General features: G+C 61.2%; 13 protein-coding genes and 1 pseudogene. 2 read left to right on the top strand and 12 right to left on the bottom strand.

The genetic code is table 11. From position 1 onward, the window contains the following. Window positions 1-176: 176 nt before the first annotated feature. From SB756_RS13845 to SB756_RS13825, 5 genes are all read right to left on the bottom strand, one after another. The gene (locus SB756_RS13845) at window positions 177-1,184 is read right to left on the bottom strand and encodes a sulfate ABC transporter substrate-binding protein (protein WP_016502136.1); all 1,008 of its coding nucleotides are present in this window, start codon (window positions 1,182-1,184) and stop codon (window positions 177-179) included. Window positions 1,185-1,232: 48 nt separating this feature from the next. Beyond that, the gene (gene oscA / locus SB756_RS13840) at window positions 1,233-1,415 is read right to left on the bottom strand and encodes a sulfur starvation response protein OscA (protein WP_016489716.1); all 183 of its coding nucleotides are present in this window, start codon (window positions 1,413-1,415) and stop codon (window positions 1,233-1,235) included. Window positions 1,416-1,610: 195 nt separating this feature from the next. Beyond that, window positions 1,611-4,676, bottom strand: coding sequence for an efflux RND transporter permease subunit (locus SB756_RS13835; RefSeq protein ID WP_410910985.1), 3,066 nt, complete (start codon window positions 4,674-4,676; stop codon window positions 1,611-1,613). Next, window positions 4,673-5,740 (bottom strand): efflux RND transporter periplasmic adaptor subunit, encoded by a 1,068-nt coding sequence (locus SB756_RS13830; protein ID WP_341797060.1) that lies wholly within the window; start codon window positions 5,738-5,740, stop codon window positions 4,673-4,675. The genes SB756_RS13835 and SB756_RS13830 overlap by 4 nt, the downstream gene beginning before the upstream one ends. Further along, a complete protein-coding gene (locus SB756_RS13825) occupies window positions 5,737-6,825 on the bottom strand; it encodes an efflux RND transporter periplasmic adaptor subunit (protein WP_341797061.1) in 1,089 nt (362 codons plus the stop codon). Before SB756_RS13825 ends, SB756_RS13830 begins: the two co-directional genes overlap by 4 nt. A 256-nt stretch (window positions 6,826-7,081) precedes the next feature. Here SB756_RS13825 and SB756_RS13820 point away from each other — a divergent pair. Continuing rightward, window positions 7,082-7,285: pseudogene (locus SB756_RS13820) on the top strand (transposase); the annotation flags it as partial. A 148-nt stretch (window positions 7,286-7,433) separates the two neighbouring features. Here SB756_RS13820 and SB756_RS13815 read toward each other — a convergent pair. From SB756_RS13815 to SB756_RS13785, 7 genes are all read right to left on the bottom strand, one after another. Next, window positions 7,434-8,327 (bottom strand): ABC transporter permease subunit, encoded by an 894-nt coding sequence (locus SB756_RS13815; protein ID WP_016489721.1) that lies wholly within the window; start codon window positions 8,325-8,327, stop codon window positions 7,434-7,436. Continuing rightward, a complete protein-coding gene (locus SB756_RS13810; RefSeq protein WP_341797062.1) occupies window positions 8,324-9,244 on the bottom strand; it encodes an ABC transporter permease subunit in 921 nt (306 codons plus the stop codon). The genes SB756_RS13815 and SB756_RS13810 overlap by 4 nt, the downstream gene beginning before the upstream one ends. Beyond that, window positions 9,241-10,383, bottom strand: a complete 1,143-nt coding sequence (gene potA, locus SB756_RS13805; RefSeq protein WP_043198900.1) for a polyamine ABC transporter ATP-binding protein — start codon at window positions 10,381-10,383, stop codon at window positions 9,241-9,243. Before potA ends, SB756_RS13810 begins: the two co-directional genes overlap by 4 nt. 60 nt (window positions 10,384-10,443) lie before the next feature. After that, window positions 10,444-11,538, bottom strand: a complete 1,095-nt coding sequence (locus SB756_RS13800) for a polyamine ABC transporter substrate-binding protein (protein ID WP_041167936.1) — start codon at window positions 11,536-11,538, stop codon at window positions 10,444-10,446. Window positions 11,539-11,696: 158 nt separating this feature from the next. Further along, window positions 11,697-12,794: a polyamine ABC transporter substrate-binding protein gene (locus SB756_RS13795; RefSeq protein ID WP_016502143.1), complete on the bottom strand. Its 1,098-nt coding sequence runs from the start codon at window positions 12,792-12,794 to the stop codon at window positions 11,697-11,699. A 169-nt stretch (window positions 12,795-12,963) separates the two neighbouring features. Continuing rightward, on the bottom strand, window positions 12,964-14,325 hold the full coding sequence (locus tag SB756_RS13790) for an aspartate aminotransferase family protein (protein ID WP_019473410.1): 1,362 nt from the start codon (window positions 14,323-14,325) through the stop codon (window positions 12,964-12,966). A gap of 48 nt (window positions 14,326-14,373) precedes the next feature. Continuing rightward, window positions 14,374-15,732 carry a glutamine synthetase family protein gene (locus tag SB756_RS13785; RefSeq protein ID WP_016502145.1) on the bottom strand — a complete coding sequence of 453 codons (1,359 nt, stop codon included), beginning with the start codon at window positions 15,730-15,732 and terminating at the stop codon, window positions 14,374-14,376. A 574-nt stretch (window positions 15,733-16,306) separates the two neighbouring features. Between SB756_RS13785 and SB756_RS13780 the strand changes: the two genes are divergently transcribed. Continuing rightward, on the top strand, window positions 16,307-17,683 hold the full coding sequence (locus SB756_RS13780) for a glutamine synthetase family protein (protein WP_016502146.1): 1,377 nt from the start codon (window positions 16,307-16,309) through the stop codon (window positions 17,681-17,683). Window positions 17,684-17,762: the final 79 nt, after the last annotated feature.

Below are 17,762 nucleotides of genomic sequence, written 5' to 3'. Positions count from 1 at the left end.
GGTTGAACGCACTAAGCCCGGGAACAATCCCGGGCCGGTGCAAGCTTTTGAATCCTGGGGCTGCGTTGCAGCCCATTCGCGGCACAAGGCCGCTCCTACAGGGGGTTGCGATTCCTTGTGGGAGCGGCCTTGTGCCGCGAATGGGCCGCAAGGCGGCCCCCGCTTTTCCCTGGCGTTTACTGTGCCTGATAGATCTGGTCGAACACACCGCCATCATTGAAGAATTTGGGTTGTGCAGTTTTCCAGCCACCGAAGTCCTTGTCGATGGTTACCAGGTCCAGTTTCGGGAATTGCTTGCCGAATTCGGCGGCGACCTTCTCGTCACGCGGGCGGTAGAAGTTCTCGGCGGCAATCTTCTGCCCGGCCGGGCTGTACAAGTGCTTGAGGTATTCGGTGGCAATGTCGGTATTGCCCTTCTTCTCGGCGTTCTTGTCCACCACCGCCACGGGCGGTTCGGCCAGGATCGACAGCGACGGTACGACGATGTCGAACTTGTCGGCGCCACCGTCTTCCTTCAGCGCCAGGAAGGCTTCGTTTTCCCAGGCCAGCAACACGTCGCCTTGGCCGTTGTTGACGAAGGTGATGGTCGAGCCACGGGCGCCGGTATCCAGCACCGGTACGTGCTTGAACAGCTCCTGCACGTAGGCCTTGGCCTTGTCTTCGCTACCACCGGCCTTCAGGCCATAGGCCCAGGCCGCCAGGAAGTTCCAGCGTGCACCGCCGGAGGTTTTCGGGTTGGGGGTGATGACCGAGACGTCCTTCTTGATCAGGTCGCCCCAGTCCTTGATGCCTTTCGGGTTGCCCTTGCGCACCAGGAACACGATGGTCGAGGTATACGGGGTGCTGGCATCCGGCAGGCGGGTCTGCCAGTTGTCCGGCAGGGTCTTGCCGAGCTTGGCCACTTCGTCGATGTCGCCGGCCAGGGCCAGGGTCACCACGTCGGCGCGCAGGCCGTCGATCACCGCACGGGCCTGCTTGCCCGAGCCACCATGGGATTGCTGGATCTTCACCTTGTCGCCCGGGTGGGCCTGCTGCCAGTGCTTGATGAACTCGGCGTTGTACTGCTGGTACAGCTCGCGGGTCGGGTCGTAGGACACGTTCAGCAGTTCGTAGTCCTTGGCGATGGCGGAACCGGCAAAAACAGCACTGGCCAGAGCGGCAAGCGCATAACGGCGAATGGACATGGTGAAGCTCCCGATTGGCATTTTTCTAATTTTGGAGGTGTGGCGCGATCAGCCGGACTTGTTGCCGGGCTGTTGCAGGCGGAACTTCTCCTTGCGCTCGATCTGTACGACCTGAGCGTTGTGCACAGTGATCTCCACCGCACCAAACCGCAGGTCGCGCAAGGCGCTCTGGATTTCACGCAGAATGGTGGCTTCGTCCTGACCGTCGATGCTACGCAGAGATGCACTCATGCTCGTTCTCCTTGGAGTGAGGGTGCCGGGCAGAGGTTAGAAGGGGATTTGCGCCTGGCCTGAGGGCAATAGTAGTGAGGCGGAGTTATTCTTAAAAATACTGTTTAAGAATGTTTATATAACCAAATTAAAATCGCAGTATTACAGGCGACGAAAGTACCTCTGTGGGAGCGGGCATGCCCGCTCCCACAGGGTTTAGTGCTGGGTTTTGGTACTGTTTTCAGGCTCGCGGATCTTGTACCAGGCCACATACAGCGCCGGCAGGAACAGCAGCGTCAGCAAGGTGGCAACGATGATCCCGCCAATCATGGCGTAGGCCATCGGCCCCCAGAACACCTCGCGGGCAATCGGGATCATGCCCAGGCTCGCCGCCGCTGCGGTCAGCAGGATCGGCCGACGACGATGGTTGGTGGCCTCCACCACCGCATCCCACGGCGAGAAGCCCTGGGCTTCGAACTCGTCGATCTGGGTTACCAGGATCACCGAGTTACGAATGATGATACCTGCCAGCGCCAGGATGCCGAGGATCGCCACGAAGCCCATCGGCGTGCCCGTGGGCACCAGCGCCAGTACCACGCCGATCAACCCCAGCGGCGCCACGCTGACCACCAGGAACAACTTCTGCACGCTGTGCAGCTGGATCATCAGGAAGGTCGCCATAAGGAACAGCATCAGCGGAATGACCTTGGCGATGGGGCCCTGGGCCTTGCTGCTCTCCTCCACCGTACCGCCCGTGGCCACTTCGTAACCGACCGGCAACTGGCTGGCGAACTCATCGATCTTCGGCTTGAGCTGCGCCACCAGGTCAGTGGGCTGGATCTCGCCATTGACCGAAGCCTTGATGGTGATGGTCGGCTTGCGGTCACGGCGCCACACCAGCGGTTGCTCCAGCTCGTAACGCACGGTGGCGAACGACAGCAGCGGGATCGAGGTGCCGTTGGGGGTCAGAATCTGCAGGTTCTGCAGCGTATCGGGCGAGCCGCGCTCGCTGTCTTCGGCGCGTGCGACCACGTCCACCAGGTAGATGTTGTCGTTGACCTGGGTGATCTGCACGCCACTGACGATGCTGTTCATCACATTGGCCACGTCTTCGGACGACAGCCCCAGCTGGCGGGCCTTGTCCTGGGCGATTTCCACGCGCAGCACCTTACCCGGCTCGTTCCAGTCGTAGATCATCTCGCCGATGTGTTCGTTCTGGTCGAGCAAGGTGGCCAGCTCGATGGCGTGCTTGCGCACCTGGTCGATGTTGGCACCGCTGACCCGGTACTGGATCGGCCGGCCCACCGGCGGGCCCATCTCCAGCGACTGCACGTTGGTACCGATGCCGACGAAGTCTTCGTGCAGGATCTTCTGCAGGCGGTCGATCATGCCCTGGCGCTCTTCGAAGCCCTTGCTGACGATCACCAATTGCGCGTAGTACGGGTTCTGCAGCTGCTGGTCGAGGGGCAGGTAGAAGCGAATCGCGCCTTGCCCGATATAGGTGCTCCAGCGCACCAGGTCCGGGTCGTCCTTGATCCGCGCCTCGAGGCGGTCGACCACCTTGCGCGTTTCCTCGATCGAGGCGTTCTGCGGCAGGTTGAGGTCGACGAGAATTTCCGGGCGGTCCGAGGACGGGAAGAACTGGTTCTGCACAAAACGCATGCAGAAGATCGACAGGGCAAACAGCACTACGGTGCCGATGATGGTCAACCAGCGGTTGCGCATGCACCACAGCAACCCGCCCTCAAATGCCCGTCCGACCCGGCCAGGCTCGGCCTCATGGGCCTTGAGCTTGTCGCTTTTGAGGATATGCACCCCGAGCACTGGCGCGAAGAACACCGCCACCACCCAGGACACGATCAGCGCCACGGCGATCACCGCGAACAGGGTGAAGGTGTATTCACCCGCAGAGCTGGCGTTGAGGCCAATGGGCACGAACCCAGCCACGGTCACCAAGGTGCCGGTAAGCATGGGGAAGGCTGTAGAGGTGTAGGCGAACGTCGCCGCCTGCTCCTTGCTTTCGCCCATTTCCAGCCGCGTGACCATCACCTCCACGGTAATCATCGCATCGTCCACAAGCAGGCCAAGCGCAATGATCAGCGCACCCAGCGAAATCCGCTGCATGGTGATGCCGCTGTACTCCATGAACACGAACACCATGGCCAGCACCAGCGGAATCGAGCAGGCAACCACCAGGCCGGCGCGTACGCCAAGGCTGACGAAACTCACGGCCAGCACGATCACCACCGCCTCGAACAGCGCGCTGGTGAAGCCGCCGACCGCCTCCTTGACCACCACTGACTGGTCGGAGACGGTGTGTACCCCGACACCTACCGGCAGGTCTTCGATTACCTGGTCCATGCGCTTTTTCAGTGCCGCACCAAACACCTGGATATTGCCGCCGGCCTTCATGCCGATGGCCAGGCCAAGGGCCGTCTGGCCGTTGTAGCGGAACATGGGCGAAGGCGGGTCGACGTAGCCACGCTCGATGTCGGCGATATCGGCCAGGCGGAAGAAGCGATCGTTGATCCTCAAGTTGACGGTTTGCAGGTCCTTTTCCGAGGCAAACTGCCCGGACGTTCGCACCGAAATACGCTCCGGCCCGGCCTCGATCATGCCGGCCGGCGTCACCGCGTTCTGCGCTTGCAGTGCCTGCATCACCTGGCGCTGGTCAATGCCCAGGGCAGCCAGCTTGCGGGTGGAGAAGTTCAGGTACAGCACTTCGTCCTGGGTGCCGACCAGCTCGATCTTGCCGATGTTGGGTACATCGCGGACCTCCGCCCGCGCCTGTTCCACGTAGTCACGCAGCTGGCGCAAGGTCAGGCCGTCGGCGGTAAAGGCATAGATCGAGCCGAATACATCACCGAATTCGTCGTTGAAGCCCGGGCCCTGGATGCCCGCCGGGAATTCGCCACGAATATCCTGGATCTTCTTGCGCACCTGGTACCAGATATCCGGGATGTCCTTGGCTTTGGTGGTGTCGCGCAGGTACACGTAGACGGTGGACTCACCCGGTCGGGTGTAGCTTTTGGTGTAGTCGAGAGAGTCCAGCTCCTCGAGCTTCTTCTCGATGCGGTCGGTGACCTGGTACAGGGTTTCGTCCTGGGTCGCGCCGGGCCAGCGGGTCTGGATGACCATGGTCTTGATGGTGAACGACGGGTCTTCCTCTCGGCCCAGGTTGAAGTAGGAGAAAATCCCCATCAACAAGCCAACGAACATCAGGTACCAGACGAACGATTGATGCTTGAGTGCCCAGTCGGACAGGTTGAAGCTTCCTTTCATTGCGCATCCTCGTCGAAGGTGACCTTCTGGCCAGGCTTGAGGCTGTTGACGCCGGCGGTGACCACGCGCTCACCAGGCTGCACGCCGGCGCTCAGCACGACGCTGTCCGCGGTGCGGCCGATCAGCGTCACGTCACGGGTGGCCACAGTCTTCTGCTGGGTATCGATCACCCATACTTGGGTCTTGCCATCGCGCTCGAGCAAGGCACTCAAGGGCAATTCGCTGCGCGGGGACACTTGCGAACTGAGGGTCACACTGATGGCGGTGCCGAGGTGAAAGGCCGCCGGCGTGCTGGCCAGGGTCAGGCGAGCGCGGCGGGTACGGGTGGTGGCATCGGCCTGGGGCTCCAGTTCGCGCAGGCTTGCCGTGGTGCTGATGGTCGGGTCCAGTTGCGAGGCCACGGTGAACGTCAGGTTTTTGCTCATCTGCTCGGCCAGGCCGATTGGCAGGTCGATGACCGCTTCCTTCACATCCGGTCGGGCCAGGGTCACCACGGCCTGCCCGGCCGTTACCGTTTGCCCGGCTTCGGCCTGCCAGGCGGTAATCACGGCGGCGTGGTCGGAGCGCAGGGTGCTGTAGTCAAGCTGGTCACGTGCCTGGCTGAGCGTAGAGCGCGCCTGCTCCAGCGCCGCGCTGGTGGTTTTCAGGTTGGTCTGGGCGATATCCAGCTGGGCCTGGGCGCCAACGCCGCGGTCATACAGCTGTTGCTGACGACGGGCATCGGCCTGGGCGTTGATCCACTGCGCCTGCACCTTGGCCAGGTCGCCTTCGGCTGCGCGCAGCTGGTTCTGCTGGTCGGTCGGGTCGAGGGTGGCCAAGGTGTCGCCCGGCTTCACCTGGGCGCCCACATCCAGCCAACGCCGGGCAATGCGCCCGGAAACCCGAAAGCCCAGGGTACTTTCGAAACGCGCCTGGATACTGCCGGCGAAGCGGCCCAGCTGTGACTGCACCTGGGGTTCGACCTTCACCGACAGCACCGGCCGAATCGGCTCTGGTGCTTCTTCGTCGCTACTGCAGCCAGCCAGCAATACGCCGGCCGACAGCATCAGCAGCAGGCGTTTCATAGCTCACCCCCTTGGGCTTTGGCGTCCACCTTCTGCACCTGCATGCCGGGGTGCAGCAACTGCCCGCCAGTGACCACCACGGTTTCGCCGCCCTTCAGGCCGCTGGCGACCACAATCTTGCCGGTGAGGTAACGGCTGACGTCGACTTTGCGCAATTCCACCTTGTCGCCCTCGCCCACCACCCACACAGCGGGCTCATGCAGGGCCTTGGTCAGCGCCGACCACGGCAGTTCGATGCTGGGCCGGCCCTGGGCATTGGTGGTGGCGGTCACCGGTGCACCCAGTTGCATACCTGCAGGCACGTCTTTCAGGCCGACCTTGACCTGCACCGTGCCGCTTTGCGCCGACACCGTCGGGGTGATTTCGCGCACGAAGCCATGGGCCTGGACCTTGGGGTCGTCCAGCAGGCTGACGATCACCCCTGCATCGCTGGGGGGGGCTACCAGCAGCGATTCGTAGACGTTGAACACTGCATCGCGGTCGCCATCGGTGGCCAGGCTGAAGATCGGCATGGTCGCCTGCACCACCTGGCCGACTTCGGCCTGGCGCTCGGTGATCACCCCGGCGGCCTCGGAGACCAGTGCGGTGTAGCTGAGTTGCTCGTTGGCATTGGCCAGTTGCGCCTGGGCGGCCTTGAGCGCGCTCTGATTGCTGCGCAGCGCGGCCTCGGCAGCATCGTATTCGCTCTGGCTGGTGTAGCCCTTGGGCAGCAGTTTTTGCTGGCGCACGAAGGCGGCGCTGGTCTGGGTGACCCGCGCCTGCGCGGCGAATACTTCGGCCTTGGCCGAGTCGACGTTGTTCTGCAGGTCTTTTGGGTCGAGCCGGGCCAGCACCTGGTTGGCCTTGACGTGATCGCCCACATCCACACTGCGCGCAATGATCTTGCCGCCGACGCGGAACGACAAATCGGTCTGCACCCGCGCCTGTACGTCGCCGGTCAGGGTGACCCTGGCAGCGAAATCGGTGGGCTGGACCTGTTGCACACCTACCCGAGGCAACGTCTCGGGGACCTCTTCCTTGCTACAGCCGGTGAGCATGTAAAGCAGCCCCAGGCAGACGACCGACAGCGGACGCATCAACGCCATGCTGGCTCCTTGCTTGTGCACAAATGATTGTGGAATGCGACTGTGAGCGTAGTTCAGGGTTCGATAAACATCACTGACGCGGATCAGTTCGGTATTTTCACAGCCTGTGCCGGCCTCTTCGCGCCACCCTTGGGACCTGTGCAGTACCTGTGGGAGCGGGCGTGCCCGCGAAGAGGCCCGCACGGCACACCTGAGCTTCTGCCATATCCAGAAACCAACAGCTACCCGGCAGTGCCAGTTGAGCCGCTACCGTTCAAAATTCAAATCACGCACAGCCATTGCGTTGCGCAAGGCAGGTGTCAGGCACAAACGGATATGGCAGCCGGGTTACCAGGACCATGCGCTGCGCAGAGAAGAGAATGTGGTGCATGTAGCCCGGTACATTGTTGCCAATCCATTGAGGGCTGGATTGGTCAGGAGTGTCAGGGACTATCCCCACTGGGACGCCGTATGGCTTTGAATGGGTGCTGGGGCATTCGCGGGCTTGCCCGCTCCCACAGGGTTCATCACAAACCTGATGACTGTAGTTTCCCCCCCCTACAGGGCCCACCACAAGCTGAAAACTGTGGTGTCCCTGTGGGAGCGGGCATGCCCGCGAAAGGGCCGGGTCAGGCCGACGCAGCTACCTGTGTCGGGCGCTTGACCTGCGGCTGCGAAGCATTGGCCGCAGCGCCTTCCTCGATCGCCTGCTGAATCGCCTTGCGACGACGCTCTTCGCTGCGGCGGCTGAAGTACCAGACAAAGAAGGTCACCAGCGACACCGACAGCAGGATCAGGCTGGCCACGGCGTTGATCTCCGGCTTCACGCCCAGGCGCACTGCCGAGAACACTTCCATCGGCAAGGTGGTCGAACCCGGGCCAGACACGAAGCTGGCCAGTACCAGGTCGTCCAGCGACAGCGCGAACGACATCATGCCGCCCGCCGCCAGCGACGGCGCGATCATCGGGATGGTGATCAGGAAGAACACCTTCCACGGCTTGGCACCCAGGTCCATTGCCGCTTCTTCGATCGACAGGTCCAGCTCACGCAGCCGCGCCGATACAACCACCGCCACATACGCCGCACAGAACGTGGTGTGGGCGATCCAGATAGTGACGATACCGCGCTCCTGCGGCCAGCCGATCATCTGCGCCATGGCCACGAACAGCAGCAACAGCGACAGACCGGTGATCACTTCAGGCATTACCAGCGGCGCGGTGACCAGGCCACCGAACAGCGTACGGCCCTTGAAGCGGGTGACCCGGGTCAGCACGAAGGCCGCCAGCGTACCCAGCGCCACCGCCGCCACCGCCGTGTAGCAGGCGATTTCCAGCGAGCGCATCACCGACCCCATCAACTGGGTGTTGTCGAGCAGGCCGACGTACCACTTGATCGACCAGCCACCCCACACCGTCACCAGTTTGGAGGCGTTGAACGAGTAGATCACCAGGATCAGCATCGGCAGGTAGATGAACAGCAAGCCGAGCACCAGCATCAGCTTGGAGAAACTGAAGCGTTTCATGCGCGGCCCTCCATTTCTTTGGCCTGGCTGCGGTTGAACAGCAGGATCGGCACAATCAGGATCGCCAGCATCACTACCGCAAGCGCAGAGGCTACCGGCCAGTCACGGTTGTTGAAGAACTCCTGCCACAGCACTTTACCGATCATCAGGGTTTCCGGGCCGCCGAGCAGTTCAGGGATCACGAACTCGCCCACCACCGGGATGAACACCAGCATGCAGCCGGCGATGATGCCGTTTTTCGACAGCGGCACGGTGATTTTCCAGAAGCTGTTGAAGGTGCTCGAACCCAGGTCCGATGCCGCTTCCAGCAGGCTCTGGTCATGCTTCACCAGGTTGGCGAACAGCGGCAGGATCATGAACGGCAGGTACGAATAGACCACGCCGATGTACACCGCCAGGTTGGTGTTGAGGATTTGCAGCGGCTGGTCGATCAACCCGGTCCACAGCAGGAAGCCGTTCAGCAGCCCGTTGTTGCTGAGGATGCCCATCCAGGCGTAGACGCGAATCAGGATCGCGGTCCAGGTCGGCATCATGATCAGCAGCAGCAGGACGGTCTGGGTTTCCTTCTTGGCGTTGGCAATGGCGTAGGCCATCGGGAAGCCGATCAGCAGGCACATCAGGGTGCTGAAGAAGGCCATCTTCAACGAGCCCAGATAAGCCGAAAGGTACAGTTCATCCTCGGTCAACAAGCCATAGTTGGCCAGGTTGAGTACCAACTGGATCTTGTCTTCGACGTAGCTGTAGATCTCGGTGTACGGCGGGATCGCCACGTCGGCTTCGGCGAAACTGATCTTCAGCACGATGAAGAACGGCAGCATGAAGAACAGGAACAGCCAGATGAACGGCACGCCGATCACCACGTGCCGCCCCTTCGGGGTCAGGCGCTGGAAGGCTCGCTTGAGCTTGCGCAGTTTCATGACCGCAGTACCACGCCGCTGTCGTCTTCCCACCACACGTACACTTCATCGCCCCAGGTCGGGCGGGTGCCCTGGCGCTCGGCGTTGGCGACGAACGACTGCACCACCTTGCCGCTCGGCAGCTCGACGTAGAACACCGAGTGGCCGCCCAGGTAGGCGATGTCGTGTACCTTGCCGCGCGACCAGTTGTGCTCGCAGGTCGGCTGCTGGGTAGTGACCAGCATCTTTTCCGGGCGCAGGGCGTAGGTGATGTGCTTGTCTTCCACCGAGGTGGTGATGCCGTGGCCGACGTAGATCTTGCGCTCCAGCTCCGGGCTGGCAATGATCGCGTGGCCTTCGGCGTCGTCCACCACTTCACCTTCGAACAGGTTGACGTTGCCGATGAACTCGCACACCAGGCGGCTGGTTGGCGTTTCGTAGATATCCACAGGCGAGCCGATCTGGGCGATCCAGCCCAAGTGCATGATGGCGATACGCTGGGCCATGGTCATGGCCTCTTCCTGGTCGTGGGTCACCATCACGCAGGTCACGCCCACGCGCTCGATGATCTCCACCAGTTCCAGCTGCATCTGCGAACGCAGTTTCTTGTCCAGCGCACCCATCGGCTCGTCGAGCAGCAGCAGCTTGGGGCGCTTGGCCAGGGAGCGGGCCAAGGCTACGCGCTGACGCTGTCCACCGGACAGCTGGTGCGGCTTGCGCTTGGCGTACTGGGTCATGTGCACCAGCTTGAGCATCTCGGCCACGCGGGCGTCGATGTCAGCCTTGGGCAGCTTGTCCTGCTGCAGGCCGAAGGCGATGTTCTGCGCCACGGTCATGTGTGGGAACAGGGCGTAGGACTGGAACATCATGTTGATCGGCCGCTCGTAGGGCGGCATGTCGGTGATGTCGACGCCGTCGAGCAGGATCCGCCCTTCGGTAGGGCGCTCGAAGCCGGCCAGCATGCGCAGCAGGGTCGATTTGCCGGAACCGGAGCCACCCAGCAGGGCGAAGATCTCGCCTTTGCGGATTTCCAGTGACACATCGTCTACGGCGATGGTTTCGTCGAACTTCTTCGTGACCCGGTCGATTTTGACCAGCACCTGCTTGGGTTGCTGGCCACCCTCGAGGGCTTTCTTATAGGCACCGGAGGCAACTGCCATGAGTGAAACTCCCAACAAGATTTGTGTGCCCGCCCCTGCTTGGGCGGCGGGCCTGGATTGTTACTTGCCCGACTTGACCTTGGTCCAGCTACGGGTCATCAAGCGTTGCACCTTGGGCGGCAACTCTGAATTCACGAACATCTTGTCCAGCACTTCCTGCGGTGGGTAAACCGCAGCGTCAGTCCTCACGGCCTGGTCCATCAGGTCGCCAGCCTTGGGGTTCGGGTTGGCGTAACCGACGTAATCACTGACCTGGGCGATAACCTCAGGTTTCAGCAAATAGTTGATGAAGGCGTGGGCCTCTTTGACGTTCTTGGCGTCGGCGGGGATCGCCAGCACGTCGAACCAGAGGTTGCCGCCTTCCTTGGGAATGGCGTAGGCCAGGTTCACGCCCTTCTTCGCTTCTTCAGCGCGGGCCTTGGCCTGGAAGATATCGCCCGAGAAGCCTGCCGCGACGCAGATGTCGCCGTTGGCCAGGTCGGTGATGTATTTGGACGAGTGGAAGTAGGTCACGTACGGGCGCACGGCCAGCAGCTTCTGCTCGGCTTTTGCATAGTCCTTGGGGTCGGTGCTGTTGGGGTTGAGGCCCATGTAGTTGAGCACCGCCGGCAGCATTTCGTCCGCCGAGTCGAGGAACGCCACGCCGCACTTGGAGAGTTTCTTCATGTTCTCGGGTTCGAACAGCACGGCCCAGGAGTCGATGGTGTCCACGCCCAGCGCGGCCTTCACCTTGTCGACGTTGTAACCGATGCCGTTGGTGCCCCACAGGTAAGGCACGGCGTACTGGTTGCCTGGGTCGTTCTTTTCCAGGCGTTTCATCAACGCCGGGTCCAGGTTGGCATAATTGGGCAGCAGGCTCTTGTCGAGCTTCTGGAACGCGCCCGCCTTGATCTGCTTGCCGAGGAAATGGTTGGACGGCACTACCACGTCATAGCCGGTGTTACCGGCCAGCAGCTTGCCTTCCAGGGTTTCGTTGGAGTCGAACACGTCCTGCACGGGCTTGATGCCCGTTGCTTTCTCGAAGTCCGCGAGTGTGGTCGGGCCGATATAGTCGGACCAGTTGTAAAAGTGCACCGTAGGCGCCGCTTGGACGCTGCATGCCAGCGTCAGGCCCGCACCGGCCATCAAGGCCTTGCGGAATACAGAAATAGACAAGTGGGTGCTCCTCACAATCAGTGCCTGGGTCGCGACAATGCTGCCGCACACGCAAAACCGGCGCGCAACTTACCTTCGCAGCTTCGATGCCGCAATCAACAATTGCCTTTCACTGGCTCTGGGCCGGTAAAGCCCGGCCCAGAGGTGTCGCATCGGGCTTATTTGCCCGATTTGATCTTGGTCCAGCTGCGGGTGATCACACGCTGCACAGAAGCGTCAGGCGCAGCGATTGCGTACAGCTGCTTCTTCACTTCGGCAGGCGGGTAAATGCTCGGGTCACCGCTGATGTCTTTATCCACCAGCGCAGTGGCAGCCTGGTTGCCGTTCGGGAAGCGCACGGCGTTGGTGATCTCGGCCATGATTTCCGGCTGCAGCAGGAAGTTCATGAACTGGTAGGCCTCATCCTTGTGCTCGGCATCTTTCGGGATGGCGACCATGTCGTAGAAAGTACCGGCGCCTTCTTTCGGAATGACGTAGTCCACTTTGACCTTGTCTCCGGCTTCGTGGGCACGGGCCTTGGACTGCTCCAGGTCACCCGAGTAACCGACGGCTACACAGATGTTGCCGTTGGCCATGTCGCCGATGTACTTGGAGGAGTGGAAATAGGTGATCGAAGGACGAATCTTGAGGAACAGGTCCTCGGCGGCCTTCAGGTCTTCTTTCTTGGTGCTGTCGCTCGGCAGGCCCAGGTAGTGCAGCGCGGCCGGGATCATTTCGGTCGGTGCATCCAGGAAGCTCACACCGCAGCTTTTGAGCTTGGCAATGTTCTCAGGCTTGAACACGACGTCCCACGAGTCGATCTTGTCCACGCCCAGCGCGGCCTTGACCTTCTCCGGGTTGTAGCCGATGCCGATCGAGCCCCACATGTACGGGAAGGCGTGCTTGTTGTCCTTGTCGCTGGCATCGCCAACGGCTTTGAGCAGGTCCGGATCGAGGTTTTTCCAGTTAGCCAGCTTGGAACGGTCCAGTTCCTCGTAAACCCCCGCCTTGATCTGCTTGGCCAGGAAGTTGTTGGACGGCACCACGATGTCGTAGCCCGACTTGCCTGCCAGCAGCTTGGCTTCGAGGGTTTCGTTGCTGTCGAATACGTCGTACTTGACCTTGATACCGGTCTGCTTCTCGAACTTGGCGATGGTGTCCGGCGCGATGTAGTCCGACCAGTTGTAGACGTTCAACACCTTGTCGTCAGCCTGTGCAGCAGTAGCCATGGCCCCCATCAGGGCTGCAGCCAGCAACGTCTTGCCCATTTTATTCATGCGTCATGCTCCAGAATTTTTATTTAGCCATCTGTTCAGCAGCCAGGACCTACGGTGCAGAGCGCGCGGCGACTGAATCAGTCGCTAGTCTGGCAAGTTACGAGGCTCTGTTTCAAGGAAAGCAGAGCCTTGTAACGACTTAATGTCACATCGCTAGCCTAGCAAATGCCTACCGAATCGCCTCAAGGGTCAAGTCGAGGCATTTGCGTGCCTTTTCCACGAGTTCGTCGATTTCCGCATGGCTGATGACCAGCGGCGGCGCGATGATCATGGTGTCACCCACCGCACGCATGATCAGGCCGTTTTCGAAGCAGAAGGTGCGGCAGATCATGCCCACGCCCTTGCCCTCGTAACGGCTGCGGGTGGCCTTGTCTTTCACCAGTTCGATCGCGCCAAGCATGCCAAGGCCGCGCACTTCCCCCACCAACGGGTGGTCCTGCAGCTCACGCAAACGCTTTTGCAAATACGGTGCCGCTTCAGTACGCGCCTTCTCGACAATTTTCTCGTCGCGCAGGATGCGCAGGTTTTCCAGGCCCACCGCGGCCGCTACCGGGTGGCCCGAATAGGTGAAGCCGTGGTTGAAGTCACCGCCTTCGCTGATCACCTTGGCCACTTTGTCACGCACGATCACACCGCCCATGGGGATGTAACCGGAGGTCAGGCCCTTGGCGATGGTCATCAGGTCGGGCTTGAGGTCGTAGTAGTCAGAGCCGAACCACTCGCCGGTACGGCCGAAACCACAGATGACTTCGTCGGCAACGAACAGGATGTCGTACTTGGCGAGAATCTCCTTCACCTTCGGCCAGTAGGTTTCTGGCGGGATGATCACGCCGCCTGCACCCTGGATAGGCTCGGCAATGAAGGCGGCGACGTTGTCTTCGCCGACTTCGAGGATTTTCTTCTCCAGCTGTTCGGCCGCCCAGATACCGAACGCATCCGGGGTCATGTCACCGCCTTCGCCGAACCAGTACGGCTGCGGGATGTGCACGATGCCCGGGATCGGCAAGCCGCCCTGCTCGTGCATGCCGCTCATGCCGCCCAGGCAAGCACCAGCAAAGGTGGAGCCGTGGTAGCCGTTGATACGGCCGATGATCGTCTGCTTGTGCGGCTTGCCCTTCAACGCCCAGTAGTGGCGCACCATACGCAGCACGGTGTCGTTGCCTTCGGAGCCGGAGCCGGTGAAGAACACATGGGTCATGCCCTCGGGCGCCACATCGGTAATGGCCTTGGCCAGTTCCAGTGCAGGCGGGTGGGCCGTCTGGAAGAACAGGTTGTAGTACGGCAGCTCGCGCATCTGCTTTTCTGCTGCCTGCACCAGCTCTTCACGGCCGTAACCGACCGCCACGCACCACAGGCCCGCCATGCCGTCGAGGATCTTGTGCCCCTCGCTGTCCCACAAATGCACCCCCTGGGCCTTGGTGATGATGCGCGGCCCCTTCTCCTTCAGCTGCTTGTAGTCACTGAAAGGTGCGAGATGGTGCTCCCCGCTCAGGGTTTGCCATTCACGGGTTTGCGGGTTGTTGGTGCTCATGTGCTTCTCCGTTGTTCGACAGCCGCGCTCCAGCGGCCCCAGGGTTTATCAGACAGCGAACAGCAGGAACTCTCGCTCCCAGGAACTGATGACACGCTTGAAGTTTTCGTGTTCGGCGCGCTTGGTTGCGACGTAGCCGGTGATGAACTTCTTGCCCAGGTACTGCACCAGCGCACGGCTGTTTTCCATGCGCTCCAGGGCGTCTTCGATGGTCAGCGGCAAGCGCAGGTTGCGGCGTTCGTAGCCACGGCCCTGTACCGGCGCGCTGGCCTGAATGCCTTCGACCATGCCGATGTAGCCACACAGCAGGCTGGCAGCAATGGCCAGGTATGGGTTGGCGTCGGCGCCCGGCAGGCGGTTCTCGACCCGGCGGCTTTGCGGGCCGGCATCCGGTACGCGCAGGCCGACAGTGCGGTTTTCTTCGCCCCACTCCACGTTCACCGGCGCCGAAGTGTCGGGCAGGAAGCGGCGGAACGAGTTGACGTTGGGGGCGAACAGCGGCAGCGCCTCGGGGATGAACTTCTGCAGGCCACCGATGTGGTGGAGGAACAGCTCGCTCATGCTGCCGTCTTCATTGCTGAAGATGTTCTTGCCGGTGGCCACGTCGACCACGCTCTGGTGCAGGTGCATGGCACTGCCCGGCTCGCCGGTCATCGGCTTGGCCATGAAGGTTGCAGCCACGTTGTGCTTGAGCGCCGCCTCGCGCATGGTGCGCTTGAACACCAGGATCTGGTCGGCCAGGTGCAGGGCGTCGCCGTGACGGAAGTTGATTTCCATCTGCGCCGTGCCGTCTTCGTGGATCAGCGTGTCCAGGTCCAGCTGCTGCAGTTCGCACCAGTCGTAGACGTCTTCGAACAGCGGGTCGAATTCGTTGGCGGCTTCGATCGAGAACGACTGGCGGCCGGTTTCCGGGCGGCCCGAACGGCCTACCGGAGGCTGTAACGGGAAGTCCGGGTCTTCGCTGCGCTTGGTCAGGTAGAACTCCATCTCAGGCGCGACAATCGGCTGCCAGCCCTTGTCGGCGTAGAGCTTGAGGACTTTCTTCAAGACGTTGCGTGGCGACAGTTCGACCGGGTTGCCCTTCTTGTCGTAGGTGTCGTGGATCACCTGCGCAGTCGGCTCGATGGCCCACGGTACAAGGAACACGGCATTCTCGTCGGGGCGGCAGATCATGTCGATGTCGGCCGGGTCGAGCAGTTCGTAATAGATGTCGTCGTCGACGTAGTCGCCGGTCACGGTCTGCAGCAGCACGCTCTCGGGCAGGCGCATGCCTTTTTCGGCGATGAATTTGTTGGTGGGCGAAATCTTGCCGCGCGTGATGCCGGTCAGGTCACTGATCATGCATTCGACTTCGGTGATCTTGTGCTCTTTCAACCAATCGGTGAGCTGGTCGAGGTTGTTACTCATAAATACCTCAGGAGGTAAGGTGGGCCGCGCATTGATTCTGGATGGAGTAGATTGCTAAAGCAAAAACCCCCGCGCAGCGCCGCAGTGGATACACTGAAAACAAGTGTGTCCGTAATGAGTTCGAAGGGCAGGAAGACGAAGCGAAGGGCGGCAAGCCGCTACGAGGGCGGGCCCGAAAACGCCAAACGTCAATTATTGCGGCCAGGGCGACCACGCCATCGACGAAGCTTGCAAAAACGACAGAAGTACCCGTTGGCACTGCGCAGGCAGTGCTTTCAGGTCGCGGCAAGCGGACCATGTGACCCTCGTATTATTGTGTTCTGGGTTGTGACCGAGCTTAGCCTTGTTCATTTTTTTACACAACACCCGCGTAAAAAATAAAAGACGGTACGCTTGAGATAGCCCTTCACACGAGAAATAGCGGATAATGGCACGCCCCGATTTGCAGCAAATCTGCCGTAGATGTGCCATTTCAGGGCATCATGGGGTTGGCTTGACATCAGTATGGCTTTTCGATTGACTGGTCCTGCAAGCCCCCCTTGATTGATATTTTTAACAACAAAGGTGTTGCATCATGTCGGTACCCCCGCGTGCCGTTCAGCTTAACGAAGCGAACGCGTTCCTTAAGGAACATCCTGAGGTTCTCTACGTTGACCTTCTGATTGCAGATATGAATGGTGTGGTGCGTGGCAAGCGCATTGAGCGCACCAGCCTCCACAAGGTTTACGAGAAAGGCATCAACCTGCCGGCCTCCCTCTTCGCCCTGGACATCAACGGTTCCACCGTCGAAAGCACCGGGCTTGGCCTGGACATCGGCGATGCTGACCGCATCTGCTACCCGATCCCCGACACGCTCTGTAATGAGCCGTGGCAAAAGCGCCCCACTGCCCAACTGCTGATGACCATGCACGAGATCGAAGGCGAGCCGTTCTTCGCCGACCCTCGTGAAGTGCTGCGTCAGGTAGTGAGCAAGTTCGACGAACTGGGCCTTACCATCTGCGCTGCATTCGAGCTGGAGTTCTACCTGATCGACCAGGAGAACGTGAACGGCCGCCCACAGCCGCCGCGCTCGCCAATTTCAGGTAAACGCCCGCAGTCGACCCAGGTGTACCTGATCGACGACCTCGACGAATATGCCGACTGCCTGCAGGACATCCTTGAAGGCGCGAAAGAACAAGGCATCCCGGCCGACGCCATCGTCAAGGAAAGCGCCCCGGCGCAGTTCGAAGTCAACCTGCACCACGTGCCCGACCCGCTCAAGGCCTGTGACTACGCAGTACTGCTCAAGCGGTTGATCAAGAACATCGCCTACGACCATGAAATGGATACCACCTTCATGGCCAAGCCCTACCCGGGCCAGGCAGGCAACGGCCTGCATGTACACATTTCCGTGCTGGACAAAGATGGCCACAACATCTTCACCAGCGAGGATCCCGAGCAGAACGCCGCGCTACGTCACGCTGTCGGCGGTGTGCTCGAGACCCTGCCCGCGTCCATGGCGTTCCTTTGCCCGAACGTCAACTCGTACCGCCGCTTTGGCGCGCAGTTCTATGTACCGAACGCGCCAAGCTGGGGCCTGGACAACCGCACCGTAGCGCTGCGTGTGCCAACAGGCTCTGCCGATGCCGTGCGCCTCGAGCACCGGGTAGCCGGCGCCGATGCCAACCCGTACCTGATGATGGCGGCCGTGCTGGCTGGCGTGCACCATGGCCTGACCAACAAGATCGAGCCGGGCAAGCCGATCGAAGGCAACTCGTACGAACAGCTGGAGCAGAGCCTGCCGAACAACCTGCGCGATGCCCTGCGCGAGCTGGACGACAGCGAGATCCTCAACAAGTACATCGATCCGAAGTACATCGACATCTTTGTCGCGTGCAAGGAAAGCGAGCTGGAGGAGTTCGAGCACTCGATCTCCGACCTCGAGTACAACTGGTACCTGCACACCGTGTAAACAAAACGCCGCCCACAAGGGCGGCGTTTTTGCTTGAGACCGGTGTCGCCTGCTTCGCGGGCGAGCCCGCGAAGAGGCC

The sequence above is a fragment of the Pseudomonas sp. SIMBA_068 genome, from assembly GCF_046534705.1.
GTDB classification, from domain to species: domain Bacteria; phylum Pseudomonadota; class Gammaproteobacteria; order Pseudomonadales; family Pseudomonadaceae; genus Aquipseudomonas; species Aquipseudomonas putida.
This window is presented reverse-complemented; position numbering and strand designations above follow the sequence as displayed.